Origin of the sequence: Pedobacter soli, assembly GCF_900101435.1 — a bacterium.
In the GTDB taxonomy this organism is placed as follows: domain Bacteria; phylum Bacteroidota; class Bacteroidia; order Sphingobacteriales; family Sphingobacteriaceae; genus Pedobacter; species Pedobacter soli.
The window spans coordinates 10,419-34,457 of sequence record NZ_FMZH01000004.1 but is presented as its reverse complement, the minus strand read 5'-3'; the positions used below and the strand labels follow the sequence as shown (position 1 = coordinate 34,457).

At 44.7% G+C, this 24,039-nt stretch carries 1 protein-coding gene; it reads right to left on the bottom strand.

The genetic code is table 11. The annotated features are described in order from the left end of the window. Positions 1-6 precede the first annotated feature (6 nt). Positions 7-23,832: a Calx-beta domain-containing protein gene (locus BLR37_RS09910; protein ID WP_090767942.1), complete on the bottom strand. Its 23,826-nt coding sequence runs from the start codon at positions 23,830-23,832 to the stop codon at positions 7-9. Positions 23,833-24,039 lie beyond the last annotated feature (207 nt).

The following is a 24,039-nucleotide window of genomic DNA, read 5'->3' as shown; positions in this document are numbered from 1 at the left end:
CTTATCTTATTTTTTAAACGCTCTGATTAATGTAATGTAACCTTTATATACTTCAACATCGTTACTGTTTGCTTTTTTAACACGCAGTAAGTAGTAGTAAGTACCTTCGTTCAGTCCCTCGCCTGTCCAGTTGTTCTGGTAACCTTTAGCATGGAAAACTTCATTACCCCATCTGTTCACGATCTGCAGTTCGCTGGTCTGGTATTGGTTAAGACCAATGATCTCGAAGGTATCGTTAATACCATCGCCGTTAGGTGTAAACAGGTTTGGTATAGTAATACCGGTGAAGTTGGCGGTTAAGTTTACAGAAGCCACGTTTGTATAATATCCGTAAGCATCTTTTACACGATAGGTAAATACATCATCGCCGGTATAGCCTGCATCTGGCGTATAAGTTACCGTACCATCGGCATTTACTTTTACGGTACCATGTTTAGGCTGACTTACGATTTCGACAGTTAATTTATCGAATGTAGAGTTACCCGGATCGTCGTTATCGAGTACACTGATTACAACAGGTTTGTTGGCTACAGTACCACCTGCATCATCAACCGCACGAGGCGATTTAGGGAAGCTGGTTACTGTTGCCGTATTATTGCTCTCGGCCGTTCCGGAAACGTCGCTTACATTGGCTCCACCAATTGTTTTAGCATTTACTGTTGCTGTATTGGTTACCGTACCCAGGTCTTTATCGGCCTGAGTTAAAGTATAAACTTCAACATCAGTTGTGCTTGCACCAGGTGCAAGTCCGCCTGTTACCGTAATTACCTTATTGTTTAAACCAAGTTTGGCATCGGTTAAGGTAATGGTATTTAAGGTCACCGCACCAGTATTTTTAATGGTAAAGGTGTAAGTGATCTTATTACCGTTAAATGATGCTGTTTTAACCAGTGCTATCAATCCAGTAGTTGGAATTGCCGTAATGGTTGGTGCATCGTTATTTTCGGCTGTACCCGACACATCGCTTACCGGCAGGTTAGCAGGTGTTCTTGCGTTCACATTTGCAGAGTTGGTTACGCTGCCCGCATCTTTATCGGCCTGGGTTAACTGGTAAACATAAGTATCAGTAATGGTACCACCTGGGGCAACATTTCCAGAATAGGTTTTGTTCAGTCCAAGTTTGGCATCTACCAGGTTCACCACATGCAGGGTTACATTTCCGGTATTCTTAATGCTGAAGTTATAGGTGATACTGTTTCCGTCAGCGCTTAATGTACCTGCTTTAACCAGGGTAATGGTTGATGCGGGAGCAATCGCAGTTACGGTTGCATCGCCAACTGCTGGTGTACCTGGATCATCAGATAGTTTATTGATGTTACCACCACCCTGTACCTGCGCTGTTGCAGATGCCTGGTTGGTGAATGAACCATTATTCACTTCTGTTAAGGTAACCGTATGTTTAGCCGTTACCGTTACGCTCGAGCCTGGCAGTAAGGTTGCAATGCTGGCTGGAGTAATAGAACCTGCATCTGCGCCGGCATCAGTTATTGTAACGTTATTTAAGGCAACATTACCTGTATTGGTTACAATGATGTTGTAATTGATCACATCACCTACTTTGCTTACACTGTTTGTAGCTGCTTTAGTTAAGCTCATGGTTGGTGCGGCTACCAAGGTTACGTTTACAGGAATAGTTACTGTTGTAGTACCTCCTTTACCATCGCTAACGGTTACAGTGAAGGTATCGCTACCTGAATAACCCACAGCTGGAGTATAGGTATAGGTACCATCAGGATTAACCACTACGGTACCATGTGCAGGAGCTGTAGTCACGGTGAAAGTAAGCGGATCGCCATCTACATCACTTGCGGTAATGGTTCCGTTAACCGGAGTATTTTGCGGCGTGGTAATAGCAGGCGCTGTAGCAACCGGTGCATCGTTAACCGCGTTAATAGTTACCGAAATGGTTACAGTAGTTGTACCACCTTTGCCATCGCTTACGGTTACCGTAAAGGTATCGGTACCGTTATAATTTGGCGCAGGTGTGTAACTATAAGTACCATCAGGATTAACCACTACTGTACCATGTGCCGGAGGTGTAGTTACCGTAAAGGTAAGCGGATCCCCGTCTGCATCTGTTGCAGTAATGGTACCATTAGCAGGAGTATCCTCATTAGTACTAAGCGCAGGTGCGGTTACCACTGGTGCTGCATTGGTTGGACTAACCGTAACATTAATGGTTACCGTAGTAGTACCACCTTTGCCATCGCTTACGGTTACTGTAAATACATCTGCCCCACTGTAGTTGTTGGCTGGAGTGTAAGTATAGGTTCCGTCAGGATTAACCACTACAGTACCATGTGCAGGCGGCGTAGTTACCGTAAAGGTAAGCGGATCGCCGTCTGCATCAGTTGCGGTAATGGTGCTATTAACCGGCGTGTTTTTATTGGTAGTAATTGCCGGAGCTGTTGCAACAGGAGCCACATTGGTTGGATTAACAGTTACGTTAATGGTCACCGTTGTGGTACCACCTTTGCCATCACTTACGGTTACTGTAAATACATCTGCCCCGCTGTAGTTGTTCGCTGGAGTGTAAGTATAGGTTCCATCAGGATTAACCACTACGGTACCGTGTGCCGGTGGCGTGGTTACCGTAAAGATAAGCGGATCGCCGTCTACATCACTTGCGGTAATGGTGCCGTTAACCGGTGTATTTTTAGTGGTTGTAATGGCTGGTGCTGTTGCAACCGGCGCATCATTTACCGGATTAATAATTACCGGAATGGTTACAGTTGTTGTACCACCTTTGCCATCACTTACGGTTACCGTAAAGGTATCGGTACCGTTGTAATCTGGTGCCGGTGTATAAGTATAAGTACCATCAGGATTTACAGTTACTGATCCGTGTGCCGGTGGTGTAGTTACCGTGTAAGTAAGCGGGTTACCATCAGGATCGCTGGCAGTGATAGTTCCATTTACCGGGGTATCCTCATTAACCGTTATCGCCGGTGCAGTGGCAACAGGTGCGCGGTTATCTCTGATGTTAACCGTAGCCGGACTTGTACTTGCAGTGATTAATGGGTTGCTGGTAGTTGCATTCATGGTTATAATCACTGTTTCGTTTCCTTCGTTGATGTTATCATCCAATACCGGAACCGGAAGCGTTACCGTAGTTTGTCCGGCCGGAATGGTAATTGTTGTACCAATTGAGGTATAATCTGTACCGCTGGTTGCAGTTCCGTTTACGGTATAAGTAATCTGTGTAGCTGTAGCAGATGGATGACTTAACGTAAAGGTAAACTGACCAGGAGTTGATGGCTCAGCACCATCAGCAGTTGCGGTTACCGTAACTGTAGCTGTTGTACCATCGATGATGTTGATGGTTGCAGGAACATTGCTTACGGTTACACCAGGGTTGGCCGAGGTACCCAGTGTGGCGATTAGGGTTTCGGTACCTTCTACAACATCATCGTTCAATACCGGAATGGTAATGGTTGCCGAGGTTTGACCAGCCGGGATGGTAATGATTTTGGTTACAATCGCAGTATAGTCGCTACCCTCAGTTGCTGTTCCGCCTAAAGTATAGGTTATCTGGGTATCGGTAGCTGATGGTTTGCTTAAGGTTACCGTAAATGTTCCGTTAACAGGGCCATTTTCGTTACCGTCAACACCAGCTGTAATGGTAGCTACTGTTGCATCGTTATCAACGATGGTAGTAGTTGCCGTATTGATATCGATGGTTACCAGACCACCTGTTACATTGCTGATTACACCATTAAAGGTTTCGTTAGTTTCAACAATGTTATCATCGATAACCGGAACGGTAAAGGTTAAAGTGGTACCTGCAGGCGAATTCGCAGGGAACGTTAAGGTTCCACTGGTTGCAGTATAATCTAAACCTGCTGTAGCTGTTCCATCGGTGGTTTTATAATCCACACTAAATGCCTGCTGTACTGCTGCATTTAAGGTTACCGTAAAGGTAGCCGTTCCGGCTGCTTCGTTAATACTTGGCGCGGTAGAGATGCTTACAGTTGCGGCATTATTATCGGCAATATTTATGGTTGCCGGTACATTATCTGGGGTAATAGCCGGATTACCAGAAGTAGTCAGGGTAGCTGTTACGGTTTCAACACCTTCAAGAACAGCATCGTTCAATACCGGAATGGTAATGGTTGCAGTGGTTTGACCAGCAGGAATGGTAATCGTTTTGGTTACAATTGTACTGTAGTCGCTGCCCTCAGTTGCCGTTCCGCCTAAAGTATAGCTAAGCTGGGTATCCGTAGCCGATGGCTTACTTAAGGTTACAATAAATGTTCCGTTTGCCGGACCGTTTTCGTTACCATCAACACCAGCTGTAATGGTAGCTATGGCCGAATCGTTATCGATAATAGTAGTAGTTGCCGTACCAGTGGCTATGGTTACCAAACCTCCGCTTACGCTACTGATTACACCATTAAATGTATGATCGCCTTCAATAATGTTATCATCGAGGATCGGAACAGTAAACGTTAAGGTTGCGCCAGCAGCTGAACCAGCAGGGAACGTTAGTGTTCCGCTGGTAGTTGTATAGTCTAAGCCTGCCGCAGCCGTTCCGTCGCTTGTAGTATAAGCAACTGTAAATGCATCCTGAACCGCAGCACTTAGGGTTACCGTAAATGTAGTGGTACCAGCTGCCTCGTTAACTGTTGGGCCAGTTGATATGCTAACCGTAGCCGTATTGTTATCGGCAATGGTAATGGTTGCAGGCACATTGCTGGCGGTAATTTGTGGATTGTTTGAAGATACCAGGGTAGCAATAACCGTTTCTGTACCTTCTGCTATTGCATCAGTTAATACCGGAATAGTGATAGTTGCAGTAGTCTGACCAGCTAAGATGGTAACAGTTTTGGTTACAATTGTGCTGTAATCGCTTCCTTCTGTTGCTGTTCCACTTAAAGTATAGGTTAGCTGTGTATCGGTAGCAGATGGGTTATTTAAGGTAACTGTAAATGTTCCGTTAACCGGACCATTCTCGTTACCGTTTGTACCCGCACTTATCGAAGCAATTGAAGAACCGCTATCGGTAATGTTAACTGTTGCAGGCGTAGTGCTGGCAACAATCGAAGCATTATTGGTTGCAGCGTTCATGGTCAGAACTACGGTTTCTGTTCCTTCAACAATGTTATCGTTCAATACCGGTACCGATACTGTTGCCGTGGTTTGTCCGGCCGGGATAGTAACGGTATTACCAATTGAGGTATAATCTGTTCCGCTCGTTGCTGTACCGTTTACAGTATAGGTAATCTGGGTATCGGTAGTAGATACCTGACTTAGCGTAAAGGTAAACTGACCCGGTGTAGATGGCTCTGCCCCGTCGGCAGTTGCCGCTACTGTAACTATTGCCTCAGTGTTGTCGATAATATTAATACTTGCAGGCGTATTGCTTAAAGTAACTAACGGATTGCCAGAATTTGTTAAGGTAGCAACAACCGTTTCAGTTCCTTCTACAATATTATCGGTTAATACCGGAATAGTGATGGTTGCAGTGGTTTGACCTGCAGGAATGGTGATGGTTTTGGTTACGATATTGCTGTAATCGCTACCCTCAGTTGCTGTTCCTGCGAGGGTGTAAGTTAACTGGGTATCGGCAGCAGCCGGATTATTTAAAGTTACCGTGAAAGTTCCGTTCACTGGTCCGTTCTCATTACCGTTAGTACCGGCAGTGATTGTAGCAACAGCCAAATCGTTATCGATAATAGTTACTACTGCAGTACCATTTCCGATGGTTACCAAGCCACCACTTACGTTAGTGATAACACCACTAAAGGTTTCGTCACCTTCAACCAGGTTATCGTCGATAATCGGAACGGTGAAGGTCAGACTTGCACCTGCAGTAGAACCTGCAGGGAAAACTAAGGTACCGCTGGTTGCCACATAATCCAATCCTGCTTTTGCAGTACCATCAGCAGTAATGTAATCTACCGTAAAGGCATCTTGTACCGAACCGCTTAAAGTTACGGTAAAGGTTGCTGTTCCGGCAGCTTCGTTTACACTTGCAAGGGCCACAGAAATACTTGCAGTTACCAAGTTGTTATCGATAATATTGATGGTTGCAGGCGTATTGTTAACTGTAACTGCTGAATTATTGCTTCCTGTTAACGTAACGATAACCGTTTCGTTACCCTCTACAACATTATCGCTGATTACCGGGATAGCAATGGTTCCGGTAGTCTGCCCTGCCGGAATAATTATCGTTTTTGTGATGGTATTGTAATCGCCGCCTTCTGTTGCGGTACCACCTACCGTAAAGGTAAGCTGGGTATCGGTTGATGACGGATTACTTAATGTTACTGTGTAAGTTCCATTTACCGGACCATTTTCGTTACCGTTGGTACCTGCAGTAATGCTGGCCACCGAATTATCGTTGTCGGTAATGGTTACAGTTGCTGATGAAGTTGCAATGGTAACCACATCACCGGTAATACCGCTCAATGAAGCACTAAATGTTTCTGATGGTTCAACCAGGTTATCATCAGTAACCGGAACCGTGAAAGTTAAGCTTGTTCCGGCTGCAGCATTTGCAGGGAAGGTTAAAGTTCCATTGGTTGCAGTATAATCAAGTCCTCCTGTTGCTGTTCCATCAGTAGTACCATAGTTTACGCTGAAACTATTTTGTACGGCATTGCTTAGCGTAACCACAAAGGTTGCGGTGCCGGCATCTTCATTGATTACCGGAGTTGTAGCAATACTAACCGTTGCCACGTCCGCATCAAGAATATTGATCGAGGCAGGTGTGTTGCTTACTGTAATTGCCGCATTGCTTGAAGCAGTTAATGTTGCAACTACAGTTTCAGTACCTTCTGCCACACCATCTGCCATTACCGGAATAGTGATGGTTCCTGAGGTTGCTCCTGCAGGAATAATGATGGTTTTGGTAACCGCACCGTAATCGGCACTTTCAGTTGCAGTACCCGCAAGGGTAAAGGTTAATGTAGTTGGTGTAGATGACGGGTTGCTCAATGTTACATTAAACGAACCGTTTACCAAACCAGTTTCATTTGCATTGGTTCCAGCCACAATGGTTGCGACAGCACTGTCGTTATCTGCAATATTTACTGTTGCCGGACTTGTACCAATAGCCACATCAGCCCCTTGAACGTTGCTTAGGCCAACTGTAAACGATTCTGAAGTTTCGATCAGGTTATCGTCAATAATCGGGATCACAACATTAAGTACGGTACCTGCAGGAGAATTTGCAGGGAAAGTTAAGGTTCCGCTGGTTGCCGCATAATCCAGTCCTGCTTTTGCAGTACCATCAGCGGTAGCATAATCTACCGTAAAGCTGTTCTGAACGGCCACATTTAAAGTAACGGATAAAGTAACCGTGCCTACAGCTTCAGTTACACTTGCCGCATTGATCGAGATACTTACATTGGCCGTGTTGGCATCGAGGATATTGATGCTGGCCGGAGTGGTATTAACACTTACCGCAGCATTATTTGATGTACCCAAAGTTGCAATTACAGTTTCGATGCTTTCTGCTACTGCATCGGCAATCACAGGGATGGTAATTGTTCCGGTGGTTTCACCAGCAGGAATGGTAATTACTTTAGTTGTAATTGCCGTGTAATCACTTCCCTCTGTTGCTGTGCCACCTAAAGTATAGGTAAGCTGTGTATCGGTAGCCGATGGGTTACTTAAAGTTACAATGAAAGTTCCGTTAACCGGACCTGTTTCGTTACCGTTTGTACCCGGCGCAATGCTTGCCACTGCTGTATCATTATCTGTAATGGTAACTGTAGCTGTACCCGTTGCAATGCTTACCAATGTATTGCTTACATTGCTTAAAGCGGCGCTAAAGGTTTCTGATGGTTCAACCAGGTTATCGTCGGCAATTGGAACCGTAAAGGTTAATGTTGTACCTGCAGGAGAATTTGCCGGGAACGTTAAGGTTCCTGATGTTGCAGTGTAATCTAAACCTGCTGTAGCAGTTCCATCAGTTGTTCTATAATCGACACTAAATGCATTTTGTACCGCTGCACTTAAAGTTACTGTAAACGTTGCAGTACCCGCATTTTCATTAATTACTGGTGTGGTACTAATGCTTACAGTAGCCGTATTGTTATCCAGAATATTAATACTTGCAGGGGTACTGTTTACATTAACTAAAGGATTATTGGTTCCGGTAAGGCTAATTACAACCGTTTCAGTTCCTTCTACTATTGCATCGGCCAATACCGGAATGGTAATGGTGCCGGTAGTCTGCCCCGCAGGGATAGTAATGGTTTTCACAATCGTGCTGTAATCACTTCCCTCGGTAGCAGTTCCGCCAACGGTATAGGTAATCTGCGTATCGGTAGATGATGGATTACTTAAGGTTACGATAAATGTGCCACTAACCGGACCGTTTTCGTTACCATTTACACCCGGAGTAATGGTTGCAATTGCGGTATCGTTATCGGTAATGTTAACCGTTGCCGGAGTTGTACTCGCTGTAATTGAAGGGTTGCTGGTAGTAGCAGACATGGTTAACACCACCGTTTCTATTCCTTCTACAAGGTTATCGTTTAATACCGGCACACTAACCGTTGCAGTGGTCTGCCCTGCAGGAATGGTTACTGTTGTACCAATCGAAGTATAATCTAATCCGCTTGTTGCTGATCCGCCAACTGTATAAGTAATCTGTGTTGGTGTAGTAGACACGTTACTTAAGGTAAAGGTAAACTGGCCCGGAGTTGCAGGTTCTGCCCCGTTAGCTGTTGCTGTTACGGTTACCGTTGCACTGGTATTATCAATGATATCAATACTCGCCGGAGTATTGCTTACACTTACCAATGCATTATTTGAAGTACCCAGCGTTACCACAACTGTTTCAACGCCTTCTACCAGATTATCGGTTAATACCGGAATAGTAATGGTTGCTGTGGTTTGACCTGCAGGAATAGTAACTGTTTTGGTTACGATATTGCTGTAATCGCTGCCCTCGGTAGCTGTACCACCAATGGTATAGGTAATGGTAGTTGGCTGCGAAGACGGATTACTTAAGGTTACCACAAAGGTTCCATTTGCTGGTCCGTTCTCATTACCATTTGTTCCGGCAGCAATTGATGCCACCGAAGTATCGTTATCGGTAATGTTTATAACAGCAGGTGTTGTATTGGCAGTAATTGAAGGATTGCTTGTTGCCGCTGTCATGGTCAGTATCACTGTTTCTGTTCCTTCAGCAATATTGTCGTCAATTACCGGCACACTTACTGTTGCAGCGGTTTGTCCGGCCGGGATGGTTACTGTTGTACCAATTGCCGTATAATCTACACCGCTGGTTGCACTTCCGGTTACGGTATAAGTAATCTGCGTATCGCTTGTAGATACATTACTTAAGGTGAAAGTAAACAAACCTGGTGTTGCAGGTTCTGCACCATTTGTGGTTGCTGCAACGGTTACTGTTGCAGTAGTATTGTCATCAATATTAATGGTAGCAGGTGTATTACTGATACTCACCAATGGATTAGCAGAATTGGTCAAAGTAGCGGTTACTGTTTCTGTACCTTCTATAATATTATCAGTTAATACCGGAATGGTAATGGTTCCTGTGGTTTGACCCGCAGGGATAGTAATGGTTTTGGTAACGATCGCCGAATAATCGCTTCCTTCTGTAGCTGTACCACCTAAGCTATAGGTTAAGGTAGTAGGCTGCGATGATGGATTGCTCAGGGTTACCGTGAAAGTACCATTTAATGGCCCGTTTTCGTTACCCGAGGTACCTGCGGTAATTGTTGCTACAGCAGTATCATCATCAATAATATTAACAGTAGCCGGCGTAGTAATGGCTGTAATTGATGGATTGCTTGTTGCCGCAGTCATAGTTAAGATAACCGTTTCTGTTCCTTCAGCAATGTTATCGTTCAATACCGGTACATTTACTGTTGCCGTAGTTTGTCCGGCCGGAATGGTTACCGTTGTACCAATCGAAGTATAATCTAATCCACCCGTTGCTGTTCCACTTACAGTATATGTAATCTGTGTATCAGTTGTTGAGACATTACTTAACGTGAAAGTAAACAAACCAGGGGTAGTTGGTTCTGCCCCGTCATTTGTGGCCGCCACTGTTACTGTTGCCGTAGTATTATCGGTAATGTTAATACTTGCAGGCGTATTGCTTACTGTTACCAACGGACTACCCGAAGTAGTTAAAGTAGCAGTAACGGTTTCAGTCCCCTCTACAACATTGTCGGTTAACACCGGAATGGTAATGGTTCCGGTAGTTTGACCTGCTGGAATGGTAATGGTTTTGGTTACGATGGTTAAATAGTCGCTGCCCTCTGTTGCTGTGCCGCCCAATGTATAGGTAAGTTGCGTATCAGTTGATGATGGCTTGCTTAAAGTTACGGTAAACGTTCCGTTAACAGGGCCGTTTTCGTTTCCTGGTGTACCCGCCGTAATTGTAGCCACAACTGCATCGTTATCTAAAATGGTAGCCGTAGCGGTTGCATTACTGATCACCACTACTCCACCGGTAATACCACTCAGTGTTGCTGTAAAGGTTTCGTTTGCCTCAGCAATGTTATCATCCGTAATCGGAACAGTGAAAGTTAAGGTAGTTCCGGCTGCAGCGTTTGCAGGGAAATTTAACGTTCCCGTTGTTGCGGTATAATCTGATCCTGCCGTAGCCGTTCCGTTTGCAGTAGCATAGTTAACACTAAATGCATCCTGAACCGCATTATTTAGCGTTACCGTAAAGGTAGCAGTTCCGGCGCCTTCATCAACTGTTGGCGTAGTAGAAATACTTACACTGGCGGTATTGGCATCTAAGATATTAATTGTTGCTGGTGTAGCATCAATAGTTATTGCAGGGTTACCTGATGTGCCCAATGTAGCAATAACCGTTTCAACGCCTTCGGTAATCGCATCCGTTAATACTGGAATAGTGATCGTTCCGGTAGTTTGGCCTGCTGGAATGGTAATCGTTTTGGCTCCGATGGTTGAGTAATCGCTGCCTTCAGTCGCTGTTCCACCTAAAGTATAGGTAATCTGGGTATCGGTTGATGAAGGGTTACTTAAGGTTACCGTGAATGTTCCATTTACAGGTCCGGTTTCGTTGCCGTTTACACCTGCGGTAATGGTAGCTACAGCGCTATCATTATCGGTAATGGTTACGCTTGCAGAATTGGTTGCAATGGTTACCAGTCCACCGGTTATATTACTAATTGTGGCATTAAAGGTTTCATTTGCCTCAACCAGGTTATCGTCATTTACCGGAACGGTGAAAGTTAAGGTTGCACCTGCAGCAGATCCGGCCGGGAAAGTCAGCGTGCCGCTGGCAGCGGTATAATCGCTACCGGCAATTGCCGTTCCGTTGGCTGTTGCATAATCAACGCTAAAGGCATTTTGAACCGCTGCACTCAAAGTTACGGTAAAAGTGGCTGTGCCTGCTGCCTCATTTATGTTGGTTGGCGTAGCTGAAATACTTACCGTTGCGGTATTGTTATCGAGGATATCAATAGATGCCGGTGTAGTGCTTACACTTACCAGCGGATTGCCTGAGCTAACCAAAGTGGCAATTACGGTTTCTACACCTTCAACAACGTTATCGGTTAATACCGGTATGGTAATGGTCCCTGTGGTTTGACCAGCAGGAATGGTAATTGTTTGGGTTGCAATAGTACTGTAATCACTGCCTTCAGTCGCGGTACCACCTAAAGTATAGGTAAGCTGTGTATCAGTTGATGATGGTTTACTTAGGCTTACGGTAAATGTTCCGTTAACCGGACCATTTTCGTTCCCTGTTATACCTGCAGCAATGCTAGCCACCGAAACATCATTATCAACAATGGTAGCTGTTGCTGTGGCGTTACTGATTAATACCACACCACCGGTGATATTGCTTAATGTAGCGGTAAAAGTTTCGCTCGGTTCGGCAATATTATCGTCGTTAATCGGAACAGTGAAAGTTAAGAATGCTCCCGCTGCCGATCCTGCAGGGAAGTTTAGCGTTCCATTTGTTGCGGTATAATCTAAGCCTGCTGTTGCCGTTCCGTTTGCGGTTGCATAGTCAACACTAAATGCATCCTGAACAGCATTATTAAGGGTTACCGTAAAGGTTGCTGTTCCAGCGGCCTCATCAACTGTTGGCGTAGTAGAAATACTTACGCTGGCCGTATTGGCATCTAAAATATTAATCGTAGCCGGAGTATTATTAACAGTTACCGACGGATTATTCGATGTGGTTAAGGTAGCAATAACCGTTTCAATGCTTTCGGTGATTGCATCGGTTAACACCGGAATAGTAATGGTGCCGGTAGTCTGGCCCGCCGGTATCGTAACCACCTTGGTTACAATGGTTGAGTAATCGCTGCCTTGCGTCGCGGTACCACCCAAAGTATAGGTAAACTGGGTGTCGGTTGATGAAGGGTTACTCAAAGTTACAATGAACGTTCCGTTAACAGGTCCAGTTTCATTACCATTTATGCCTGGGGTAATGGTAGCCACAGCGCTATCATTATCGGTAATGGTTACGGTTGCCGAGCTGGTTGCGATGGTTACCAGGCCACCAGTTATATTATTAATGGTACCATTAAAGGTTTCACTTGGCTCAATCAGGTTATCGTCGTTAACCGGAACAGTGAAAGTTAAGGTTGTACCCGCGGCAGATCCTGCAGGGAAAGTCAGCGTGCCGCTGGTAGCGGTGTAATCTAAGCCTGCACCCGCAGTCGCTGTTCCGTTTGCTGTTGCGTAATCAACGCTAAAGGCATTTTGAACCGCACTACTTAAAGTTACGGTAAAGGTTGCTGTTCCGTCGGCTTCATCTATACTGGCAGGTGTAGCCGAAATGCTTACGGTTGCCGTATTGTTATCAAGAATATTGATGGTTGCCGGTGTATTGCTTACACTTACCAATGGATTGCCCGAGGTAGCCAGTGTGGCAATCACTGTTTCTACACCTTCTACCAGGTTATCGGTTAAAACCGGAATGGTAATCGTTCCGGTGGTTTGACCAGCAGGGATAGTAATTGTATGAGTAGCGAGGGTACTGTAATCGCTGCCTTCGGTTGCTGTACCGCCTAAAGTATAAGTAAGCTGCGTATCAGTTGATGATGGCTTGCTTAAGGTTACGGTAAACGTTCCGTTAACAGGGCCGTTTTCGTTTCCTGTAATACCTGCAGCAATAGTAGCTACAGATGCATCATTATCAACAATGGTAGCTGTTGCTGTGGCAGTATTGATGGCCACTACTCCACCGGTAATATTACTTAATGTAGCGGTAAAGGTTTCGCTTGGCTCGGCAATATTATCATCAATAACCGGAACAGTGAAAGTTAAGGTAGTTCCGGCTGCGGCATTTGCAGGGAAATTTAAAGTTCCGCTTGTTGCGGTATAATCTAAGCCTGCTGTTGCCGTTCCGTTTGCAGTAGCATAGTCAACGCTGAATGCATTTTGAACAGCATTATTTAGCGTTACTGTAAAGGTAGCTGTTCCAGCTGCTTCATCAACCGTTGGTGTAGTAGAAATACTTACGCTGGCTGTGTTGGCATCTAAAACATTAATAGTGGCCGGAGTATTGCTGATACTCACCGACGGATTATTTGTTGTGGCTAATGTAGCTATAACCGTTTCGGCACCTTCTGTAAGGTTATCGGTTAATACCGGAATAGTAATTGTTCCGGTAGTCTGGCCTGCCGGAATAGTAATGGTTTTAGTTACGATGGTTGAGTAATCGCTGCCTTCAGTTGCCGTTCCACCTAAAGTATAGGTAATCTGGGTATCTGTTGATGAAGGGTTACTCAAAGTTACCGTGAACGTTCCGTTTACCGGTCCGGTTTCATTGCCGTTTATACCCGGGGTAATGGTAGCAACCGAAGTATCATTATCGGTAATGGTTAGGGTTGCCGAGCTGGTTGCAATGGTTACCAATCCGCCGGTTACATTACTGATGGTAGCATTAAACGTTTCGCCAGGTTCTACCACATTATCATTGATGATCGGAACGGTGAAAGTTAAGGTTGCACCTGCTGCCGATCCTGCCGGGAAGTTTAACGTACCACTTGTAGCAGTGTAATCGCTACCTGCTGTAGCTGTTCCGTTTGCGGTTGCATAATCAACGCTAAAGGCATTTTGTACTGCGGCACTTAAAGTTACGGTAAAGGTTGCTGTACCTGCAGCCTCATCTACGCTGGTTGGCGTGGCCGAAATGCTTACGCTTGCTGTATTGTTATCGAGGATATTAATCGTAGCTGGTGTATTGCTTACGCTTACCAGCGGATTGCCTGAGGTAGCCAATGTGGCAATTACAGTTTCTACACCTTCTACCAGGTTATCGGTTAATACCGGAATAGTAATTGTCCCTGTGGTTTGACCAGCCGGGATAGTGATGGTTTTGGTAACAATGGTACTGTAATCGCTGCCTTCGGTTGCCGTGCCGCCTAAAGTATAGGTAATGGTAGTTGGCTGAGCAGAAGGATTGCTTAAGGTTACCGTAAATGTTCCGTTAACAGGGCCATTTTCATTGCCTGGTGTGCCTGCTGCTATGGTTGCTACAGCAGTATCGTTATCTGTTATATTGATACTGGCAGGTGTAGTACTTGCTGTAACCGATGGATTACTTGTTGCAGCTGTCATCGTTAAAATTACGGTCTCGGTACCTTCTGCAATATTATCATCTAATACCGGAACAGTAACTGTTGCAGTAGTTTGTCCGGCAGGGATGGTTACTGTTGTGCCAATGGCAGTATAATCTGCACCGCTGGTAGCAGAACCGCCAACGGCATAGGTAATTTGTGTATCGGTTGTAGATACATTACTTAAGGTGAAGGTAAATTTACCCGGGGTATTAGGCTCGGCACCATCAGCAGTACCAGCTACAGTTACTGTAGCAGTAGTATTGTCGCTAATGTTGATTGTTGCAGGTGTATTACTTGCGGTTACAGCAGGATTGTTGGTACTGGCCAAAGTAGCAATAACCGTTTCGGTACCTTCTACAATATTATCGGTCAATACCGGAATAGTAATGGTTCCGGTAGTTTGTCCGGCCGGAATGGTAATCGTTTTGGTAACAATAGTTGAGTAATCACTTCCTTCAGTTGCTGTTCCGCCCAAAGTATAGGTAATCTGGGTATCGGTTGATGAAGGGTTACTTAGCGTAACTGTAAATGTTCCGTTAACCGGACCATTTTCATTTCCTGGAGTTCCTGGAGTGATCGTAGCAATAGCAGTATCATTATCGATAATGGTTACGCTTGCAGTCGAAGTACCAATGGTAACCAGGTTACCGCTTACATTGTTAATCGAAGCACTAAACGTTTCGCTAGGTTCAACCACATTATCGTTGATAATCGGAACGGTGAAAGTTAAGGTTGCACCTGCTGCCGATCCTGCCGGGAAGTTTAGCGTTCCGCTGGTGGCGGTGTAATCGCTACCGGCATTGGCTGTTCCGTTGGCTGTTGCATAATCAACGCTAAATCCTGCTTGTACCGCATTGCTTAAGGTTACGGTAAATGTTGCTGTACCTGCCGCCTCATTTACACTGGTTGGTGTAGCTGAAATGCTTACTGTTGCAGGATCGTTATCTGTAATGGTTCCGATACCTTCTGGTTGCGTAATGGTAACCGGAGCAGTTGCATTGCTTAAAGTTACCTTGAAGCTTTCGGAGGCTTCGGTCACGTTATCATCCGTTATCGGGATCAGGATCGTTTGGGTAGCTCCCGAAACAGATCCGGCAGGAAAAGTAATTACACCTGTTTTTGCAGTATAATCTGATCCTGCAATTGCAGTGTTATCTGTAGTTGCATAGTTAATAGAAACCGCATCCTGGATATTTCCGGTTAAGGTTACCGTGAAAGTCATGTTACCTGCATTTTCTAAAGCAGAAACACTATTGATTGCCACATTTGCGGCATCGTCATCAGTAATGGTTGCTGTTCCGGTTGCACCGGCAGCAGGTATGGTTACAACCGATCCTGCGCTCACACTGTTTAATTTCACCGTAAAGGTTTCAGTCAGTTCGGCGATGTTATCGTTTATAACCGGAATATTGAAAGTGCGCGTGGTACCGCTCACTGAACCTGCAGGAAAGGTTACACTACCCGATGTAGCGGTGTAATCAGTACCCGAAACTGCAGTTCCGTTTGTTGTAGAATAGTTTACAGTAAATGCATCCTGAACATTACCGCTTAAAGTTACGGTAAAGGTTGCATTTCCTCCGTTCTCTGCTACTGTAACGTTATTAACGGCTACGGTTGCATTATCATTATCGGTAATATTTACGGTTGCAGGGCTTGTGTTTGCAGTAATTGCCGGATTATTGGTTGCCGCGGTCATCGTCAGAATTACGCTTTCCGTAGGTTCTGCGAAAGTATCATCCAGCACAATAACTGGTAAGGTTACACTGGTCTGTCCGGCTGGGATTGTTATACTTGTACCAATTGAGGTATAATCCGTTCCGCTGGTTGCAGATCCTGTTACGGTATAAGCAATCTGCGTATCGGTTGTAGATACATTACTTAGCGTGAAAGTAAATAAGCCTTGTGTATTCGGCTCAGCCCCGTTGGTTGTAGCGGCTACGGTTACCGTTGCAGTAGTATTGTCGGTGATGTTAATCGTTGCCGTTTTATTTGCCGGAGTTGGTGTTACCGTAACCAATGCACTGTTGGTAGAAACCAGTGTGGCTACTACCGTTTCAGTACCTTCGACAATGTTATCGGTTAATACCGGAATGGTAATGGTTCCGGTAGTCTGGCCTGCCGGAATAGTAATGGTTTTAGTAGCAATTGCTGAGTAATCACTTCCTTCAGTTGCTGTGCCACCCAAAGTATAGGTAATCTGTGTATCAGTTGATGATGGATTACTTAAGGTTACCGTGAATGTACCGTTAACAGGACCATTTTCGCTGCCTGGTGTTCCCGCCGCGATAGATACCGTTGCCGCATCATTATCTACAATGGTAGCTGTGGCAGTTGCATTGCTGATCACCACTACTCCACCGGTAATGCCGCTAAGCGTAGCCGTAAAGGTTTCGTTCGGTTCAGCAATATTATCGTTAATAATCGGAACTGTAAAGGTTAATGCTGTACCCGCAGGAGAATTTGCAGGAAAATTCAATGTTCCGCTGGTTGCAGTATAATCTGCTCCTGCTGTTGCAGTTCCGTTAGCGGTTGCATAATTTACACTGAATGCGCTTTGAACAGCATTATTTAAAGTTACGGTAAAGGTAGCTGTGCCGGCAGCCTCGTTAACTGTCGGCGTAGTAGAAATACTTACACTTGAAGTATTGGCATCAAGGATATCGATTGATGCCGGAGTAGTATTTACCGTTACTGCATTGTTGGAAGTACCCAATGTAGCAATTACGGTTTCAGTACTTTCAGTAAGGGCATCCTGCAATACATTAATCACAATAGTTCCGGTGGTTTGTCCGGCCGGAATAGTAATGGTTTTGGTTGCAATGGTACTGTAATCGCTTCCTTCGGTTGCCGTTCCACCTAATGTATAGGTAATTTGTGTATCTGTTGAAGCTGGTTTGCTTAAGGTTACAATGAAGGTTCCCTGAACCGGACCGGTTTCGTTACCATTAACACCCGGGGCAATGCTGGCCACAGAGCTGTCGTTATCGATAATGGTTACGGCAGCGCTACCTGTCCCAATGGTTACCAGTCCGCCGGTAACGCCGGTTAATGTTCCATTGAAAGTTTCACTTGGTTCAACGATGTTATCGTCGGTAATCGGAACGGTAAAGGTTAATGTAGATCCCGCTGCAGAATTTGCCGGGAAGTTTAATGTTCCGCTGGTTGCTGTATAATCCTGACCTGCAATAGCTGTTCCGTTGGTTGTAGTATAATTAACACTAAACGCATTTTGAACCGCATTGCTTAAGGTTACGGTGAATGTGGCTGTACCCGCTCCTTCGTTAACACTTGTTGGTGTAGCAGAAATGCTAACAGTAGCAGTATTGTTATCGAGGATATTGATCGTAGCTGTTTTATCGGCAGGTGTTGTGGTAATACTTACCAGCGGGCTATTTGAAGAAACAAGTGTTGCAATAACCGTTTCATTACCCTCCACCAAATTATCCGTCAATACCGGAATGGTAATGGTTCCTGTAGTCTGACCCGCAGGAATAGTAATGGTTTTGGTTGCAATCGTAGAATAATCACTTCCTTCGGTGGCTGTACCACCCAAACTATAAGTAATTTGTGTATCTGTTGAAGCGGCATTACTTAAAGTAACCGTAAAAGTTCCGTTAACCGGGCCGTTTTCATTTCCGTTAACTCCCGGAGTAATACTTGCAATTGAAGCATCGTCATCAGTAATTGTGCCGGTTCCGGTAGCCGTAGCAATGGTAGTAGGGCCTGCACTGATATTCGACAGCGCAACCGTAAAGGCTTCGGTTGGTTCACTGATGGCATCGTTCAGGATAGGAACGGTAATTGTACGCGTGGTACCTGTTGGTGAATTTGCCGGAAAAGTTAGTGTTCCTGTAGTATTGGTATAATCCGATCCCGCAATGGCAGTACCATTGGCAGTGGCATAATTAACGGTTACTGCATTTTGGATTCCCCCTGTTAAGGTTACCGTAAACACAGCATTACCTCCTGCAACGTTCTCCACAACACTTACGTTATTGATCGCCAAACTCGAAGCATCATCATCGGTAATCGTACCGGTTCCGGTAGCAGTAGCAATGGTGGTTGGACCTGCGCTAATATTTGAAAGAACAACAGTAAAAGCTTCAGTAGGCTCACTGATCGCATCGTTCAGGATAGGAACCGTAATGGTACGCGTGGTACCTGTTGGCGAATTTGCTGGAAAAGTTAAGGATCCAGTAGTACTGGTATAATCCGATCCGGCAATGGCAGTACCATTGGCAGTCGCGAAATCAACCGTTACTGCGTTTTGGATACCACCGGTTAAAGTTACTGTAAATACGGCATTACCTCCTGCCACGTTCTCCACAACACTTACGTTGTTGATCGCCAAACTCGAAGCATCATCATCGGTAATCGTACCTGTTCCGGTAGCAGTTGCAATGGTAGTTGGACCTGCACTGATATTCGACAGCACAACGGTGAAAGCCTCGGAAGGCTCGCTGATTGCATCGTTCAGAATAGGAACAGTTATCGTACGCGTGGTACCCGTTGCTGAATTTGCCGGGAAAGTTAAAGTTCCACTGGTTGAGGTATAATCTGAACCTGCAATGGCAGTACCATTAGCAGTGGCGAAATCAACCGTTAGTGCATTTTGGATCGCGCCTGTTAAAGTTACCGTAAATACGGCATTACCTCCTGCCACGTTCTCCACAACACTTACGTTGTTAATTGCCAAACTCGAAGCATCATCATCAGTAATGGTACCTGTTCCGGTAGCAGTAGCAATGGTGGTAGGTCCTGCACTGATATTCGAAAGCACAACCGTGAAAGCCTCAGTAGGCTCACTAATGGCATCGTTCAGAATAGGAACAGTTATCGTACGCGTGGTACCTGTCGGTGAATTTGCAGGGAAAGTTAATGTTCCGCTGGTTGCAGTGTAATCTGAGCCCGCAATAGCAGTACCATTAGCAGTGGCGAAATCAACCGTTACCGCATTCTGGATCGCACCTGTTAAAGTAACTGTAAATACAGCATTACCTCCTACCACGTTCTCCACAACACTTACATTATTGATCGATAAACTCGAAACATCATCGTCTGTAATCGTACCTGTTCCGGTAGCAGTTGCAATGGTGGTTGGACCTGCGCTGATATTCGAAAGCACAACCGTGAAAGCCTCGGCAGGTTCACTGATGGCATCGTTCAGAATAGGAACAGTTATCGTACGCGTGGTACCTGTCGGTGAATTTGCAGGGAACGTTAATGTTCCGCTGGTTGCAGTGTAATCTGAGCCCGCAATGGCAGTACCATTGGCTGTGGCGAAATCAACCGTTACCGCATTCTGGATCGCACCTGTTAAAGTAACTGTAAATACAGCGTTACCTCCTACCACGTTCTCCACAACACTTACATTATTGATCGCCAAACTCGAAACATCATCGTCTGTAATCGTACCTGTTCCGGTTGCTGTAGCAATAGTAGTTGGACCCGCACTGATACCAGACAGCACCACAGTGAAGGCTTCGGTAGGCTCGCTGATCGCATCATTCAGAATAGGAACCGTAATGGTACGTGTGGTACCAGTTGGCGAATTTGCAGGAAAAGTTAAAGTTCCTGTAGTGTTGGTATAATCAGATCCGGCAATAGCAGTACCATTGGCAGTAGCGTAATTAACGGTTACTGCATTCTGGATTCCTCCTGTTAAGGTTACCGTAAATACAGCATTACCTCCTGCCACGTTCTCAGCAACGCTTACGTTATTGATCGCAATACTCGAAGCATCGTCATCAGTAATCGTACCGGTTCCTGTAGCAGTTGCAATGGTAGTTGGACCTGCGCTGATATTTGAAAGTACAACCGTGAAGGCTTCAGTAGGCTCACTGATTGCATCGTTCAGAATAGGAACAGTAATCGTACGCGTGGTACCTGTTGCTGAGTTTGCCGGGAAAGTTAAAGTTCCTGTAGTACTGGTATAATCCGATCCGGCAATGGCAGTACCATTAGCAGTGGCGAAATCAACCGTTAGTGCATTTTGGATCGCGCCTGTTAAAGTTACCGTAAATACAGCATTACCTCCTGCCACATTCTCTACAACACTTACGTTATTGATTGCCAAACTCGAAGCATCATCATCGGTAATCGTACCAGTCCCGGTTGCTGTAGCAATGGTGGTTGGACCCGCACTGATACCAGACAGCACAACTGTGAAAGCCTCTGAAGGCTCGCTGATTGCGTCGTTCAGAATAGGAACAGTAATCGTACGCGTGGTACCTGTTGCTGAATTTGCAGGAAAAGTTAAGGTGCCTGTAGTATTGGTATAATCCGATCCGGCAATGGCAGTACCATTGGCAGTGGCATAGTTTACCGTAAAGGCATTCTGGATAGCTCCGGTAAGGGTTACCGTAAACACAGCATTACCTCCAGCTACATTTTCGGCAACACTTATATTGTTGATCGCAATACTCGACGCATCGTTATCTGTGATATTAACTGTTGAAGAAGTTGGCGTAACTGTAATTTTTGCATTATTTGTACTGAAACCACTTAAAATAACATTTTCAGCAGGTTCACTAACCAAATCGTCGATAATTGTTACCGGAACCGTTACCGTTGTTTGGCCGGCCAAGATAGTTGCTGTACCAGCGATGGTATTGTAATCTGTACCATTACCCGCCGAGCCGCCCACAGTATAACTGATCGTGGTGTTTGTACTGCTCGGTTTGTTCATGGTAAATAAAAACGATCCGTTGGTACCAGGTTCTGCTCCATCTGTTGTAGCCACTGTAATGGTGGCCACATCATCATCAGCAATATTTACCGTAGCCGTTAAATCAGCTGCATTAAATGCCGTTGTAGTTGACGGAGTTAATGTATTGCTAACGCTGTTGATGGTTAGCGTAACAGTTTCTGTAGATTCTACAATATTGTCGTCAAATACAGTAATTGGAATTGTTGCCGAAGTTTGACCAGCCAGGATGGTTACCGATCCCGATAATGGTGTAACCGTATTATAATCGACCCCATTAGTGGCATTTCCACTGATGGTATAATTAACCACGGTATTTCCTAAAACCGCACTGGTTAAATTTACAGTAAACAATCCGTTTGTGGAAGGCTCTGAAGCATTAGGGGTAGTCGCTACAATACTTACCGATGCAGGTACGGTAACTGCATTTGCAGTTACAATATTATTACAGCCAACTCCGGATGGAGCGCCGTTACACTCTGTATCTGCATTGCCAGAGAAAGTTGTTGTACTTTCGTCAGTAGCATCCGGATCTCCCACATCTGCCGGTCTTAAAATTGTTGCTCTTGCAGCAACTGTTGTATTACTTAAGGCGTTCCCCACTGTACCGGTAATCGTATAAGTAATTCTTGACCCTGTTGACATATTTAATGTGGCAGAAAATTTTGTAGCCCCAATGGTACTCGACGTTTGAGAAGCAGTTCCTGCATTTACTACAGGTGCTGAAACCGAGCTTACCACAAAACCAGATGGATACTCCAGGCCAAATACAGCCCCACTTACATTACTCACACTGTTGGCATTGTTTAAATTCTCCAGTACAACAGTGTAAGTTATTGTACTTCCTACCTTTGCAGTGGTAACCGAAGGAGTTATACTGGTTACCCTTAAATCAGCTTGTGAAATGGTAACACTTACCGATTCAGTATTTTCAAGTCCGGGAGTAAAAGCATAGGTATCAAGCGCCTTATTGTTTCCATATTCACTATCTCCTGTTGCAGTCGTAGCTGTATTGGCACCCCATTTATGACCATTGGCATTACTTGAAACACCAGAAGTAGTTAAGGGATAGCCAGAAGCAGGTGTAGGTGCAGTTCCGGTACTTGTTATATCAGAATCATCCCAATAAACAATATCATTACCACTGATAACATTACCACTGGCATCTAATTGTTCGATAATGATACCATTCGGATTTATTTCAGTATCTATAAACGGAAAGTGTACCTCTGCTCCAAACAATTGTACTTTTAATGAGTTTACAGTTGTTCCAGGCGGAACAGCTGCACCAGGAAGGCTTGAGTTCAAAGCGCTTCCAGCTTTTCCATCCCAAAAAACAGTCATATTACCTGTAGTTGCTATACCAACAAGCGTACGGTCAATGAAATTACCATTACCTGGAATGGTAATTTTATATTTACCATTCACATTTGACGTGAATTTGATGTAAGCTCCTTTAGAACTTACGCTACTCGATGATCCTTCAACACCCAAAAATGTTAGCCCCGATGCTTGTGGAGATATAATTGCAGGCTTTAACCAGGTATCTGATAATCCATTGATTTTAGAAACCGTAGGCATATCACTTGCGGGTGAAGTGTAAAAGATCTTGTGTGTTATATTGGCATTGTCATCGGTCCGCGGATCTTTAATATTTAAATTGGTGGAAGTATTAACACTTTTATAAGTCGGATCGCCAGCCCCATTAGCAGCTGTTGTAAAGCCCCTGCTGTTAGCAAAAAAAGTAAAACCAACACCTACTTGCCCGTTATTGCTTACACGGTAAGCATTACCATCTTTCGTTAGAACATAAAAACGACCGTAAAATCCCGATCCGGCTGTATACACGTTGTTGATCCTAAAGTTCATCACATTTGTATATACCCTTCCTGGTATGAATGTACCTGCAGTAGCCAGCGTTCCCGTCCTCACACTTACATCCCATGCGGCAATCATTGTTACTGCAGTTGTTCCTGTAGCTGTGTTTCCCTGCATCCAGGCAGCATCTGCAGCTACAGTTGCAGTACCTGAATTTTGAGCGGTTGTATTGGTCTCTCCCGAAGGCGGGATAAATTCTACCCTCCATATACCATCCTGACCTGCAGGAACAACTAACTGAAACGGGGTATACCTGTTTGCCGTTGCATCGGCAGTACCATTTTTTGGTCCGGCTAACTCCTGTACCCTGTTAGATATGAAACCATTTGTAGTACTTGTTTGGGTTATCGAACCATCAGGGCTGTAAATCCTGACTGCTCCGGAACCAAGACCAACAGCACTCGAAGAAGCCATAATCACTTCTCCTGCTTTCGCATACACAAAATGAGTACCTGCTGTTTTAAAGGGCCACGAATCTGGGGCGTAAGCGGGGTTTATATTCGTATACAAGAAAGCCCTGTTACCTGTTGCACCACTAGGATACAAGTCCTTACTTCCATCAGCAAATGCATGATTGAGGTTAATAAAAAGAAGCGCAAGAGCTAAAAAGAATGCAGACTTAAAATATTTGCCGAAATACTTCGTTAAATAATTGTTATTCGTCAGGAAATACCGTGTCGGGACACACGGAGAGAGTAAATTTTTATTCATACACGGGATAATGAATGGTATTATACTATCTGGAATAATCCAGTTTACATAGCTTATTTATTCAGTTTTAGGCATACATACGTAAGCTTAAAACCTATGGTTTTAAAAAAATAAAAAAAAACGCCCAAACTTTTTCAGCTCAGTTCATTTCGTTCATTTAGTGAGCAAAGATATATTTTTGAATTTTCAATTTTCTATTCAGAACTT

What these genes read in the sequence shown, in the direction of transcription:
- BLR37_RS09910 (WP_090767942.1), bottom strand. Translation starts at nt 23,832, where the DNA reads ATGAATAAAAATTTACTCTCTCCGTGTGTCCCGACACGGTATTTCCTG.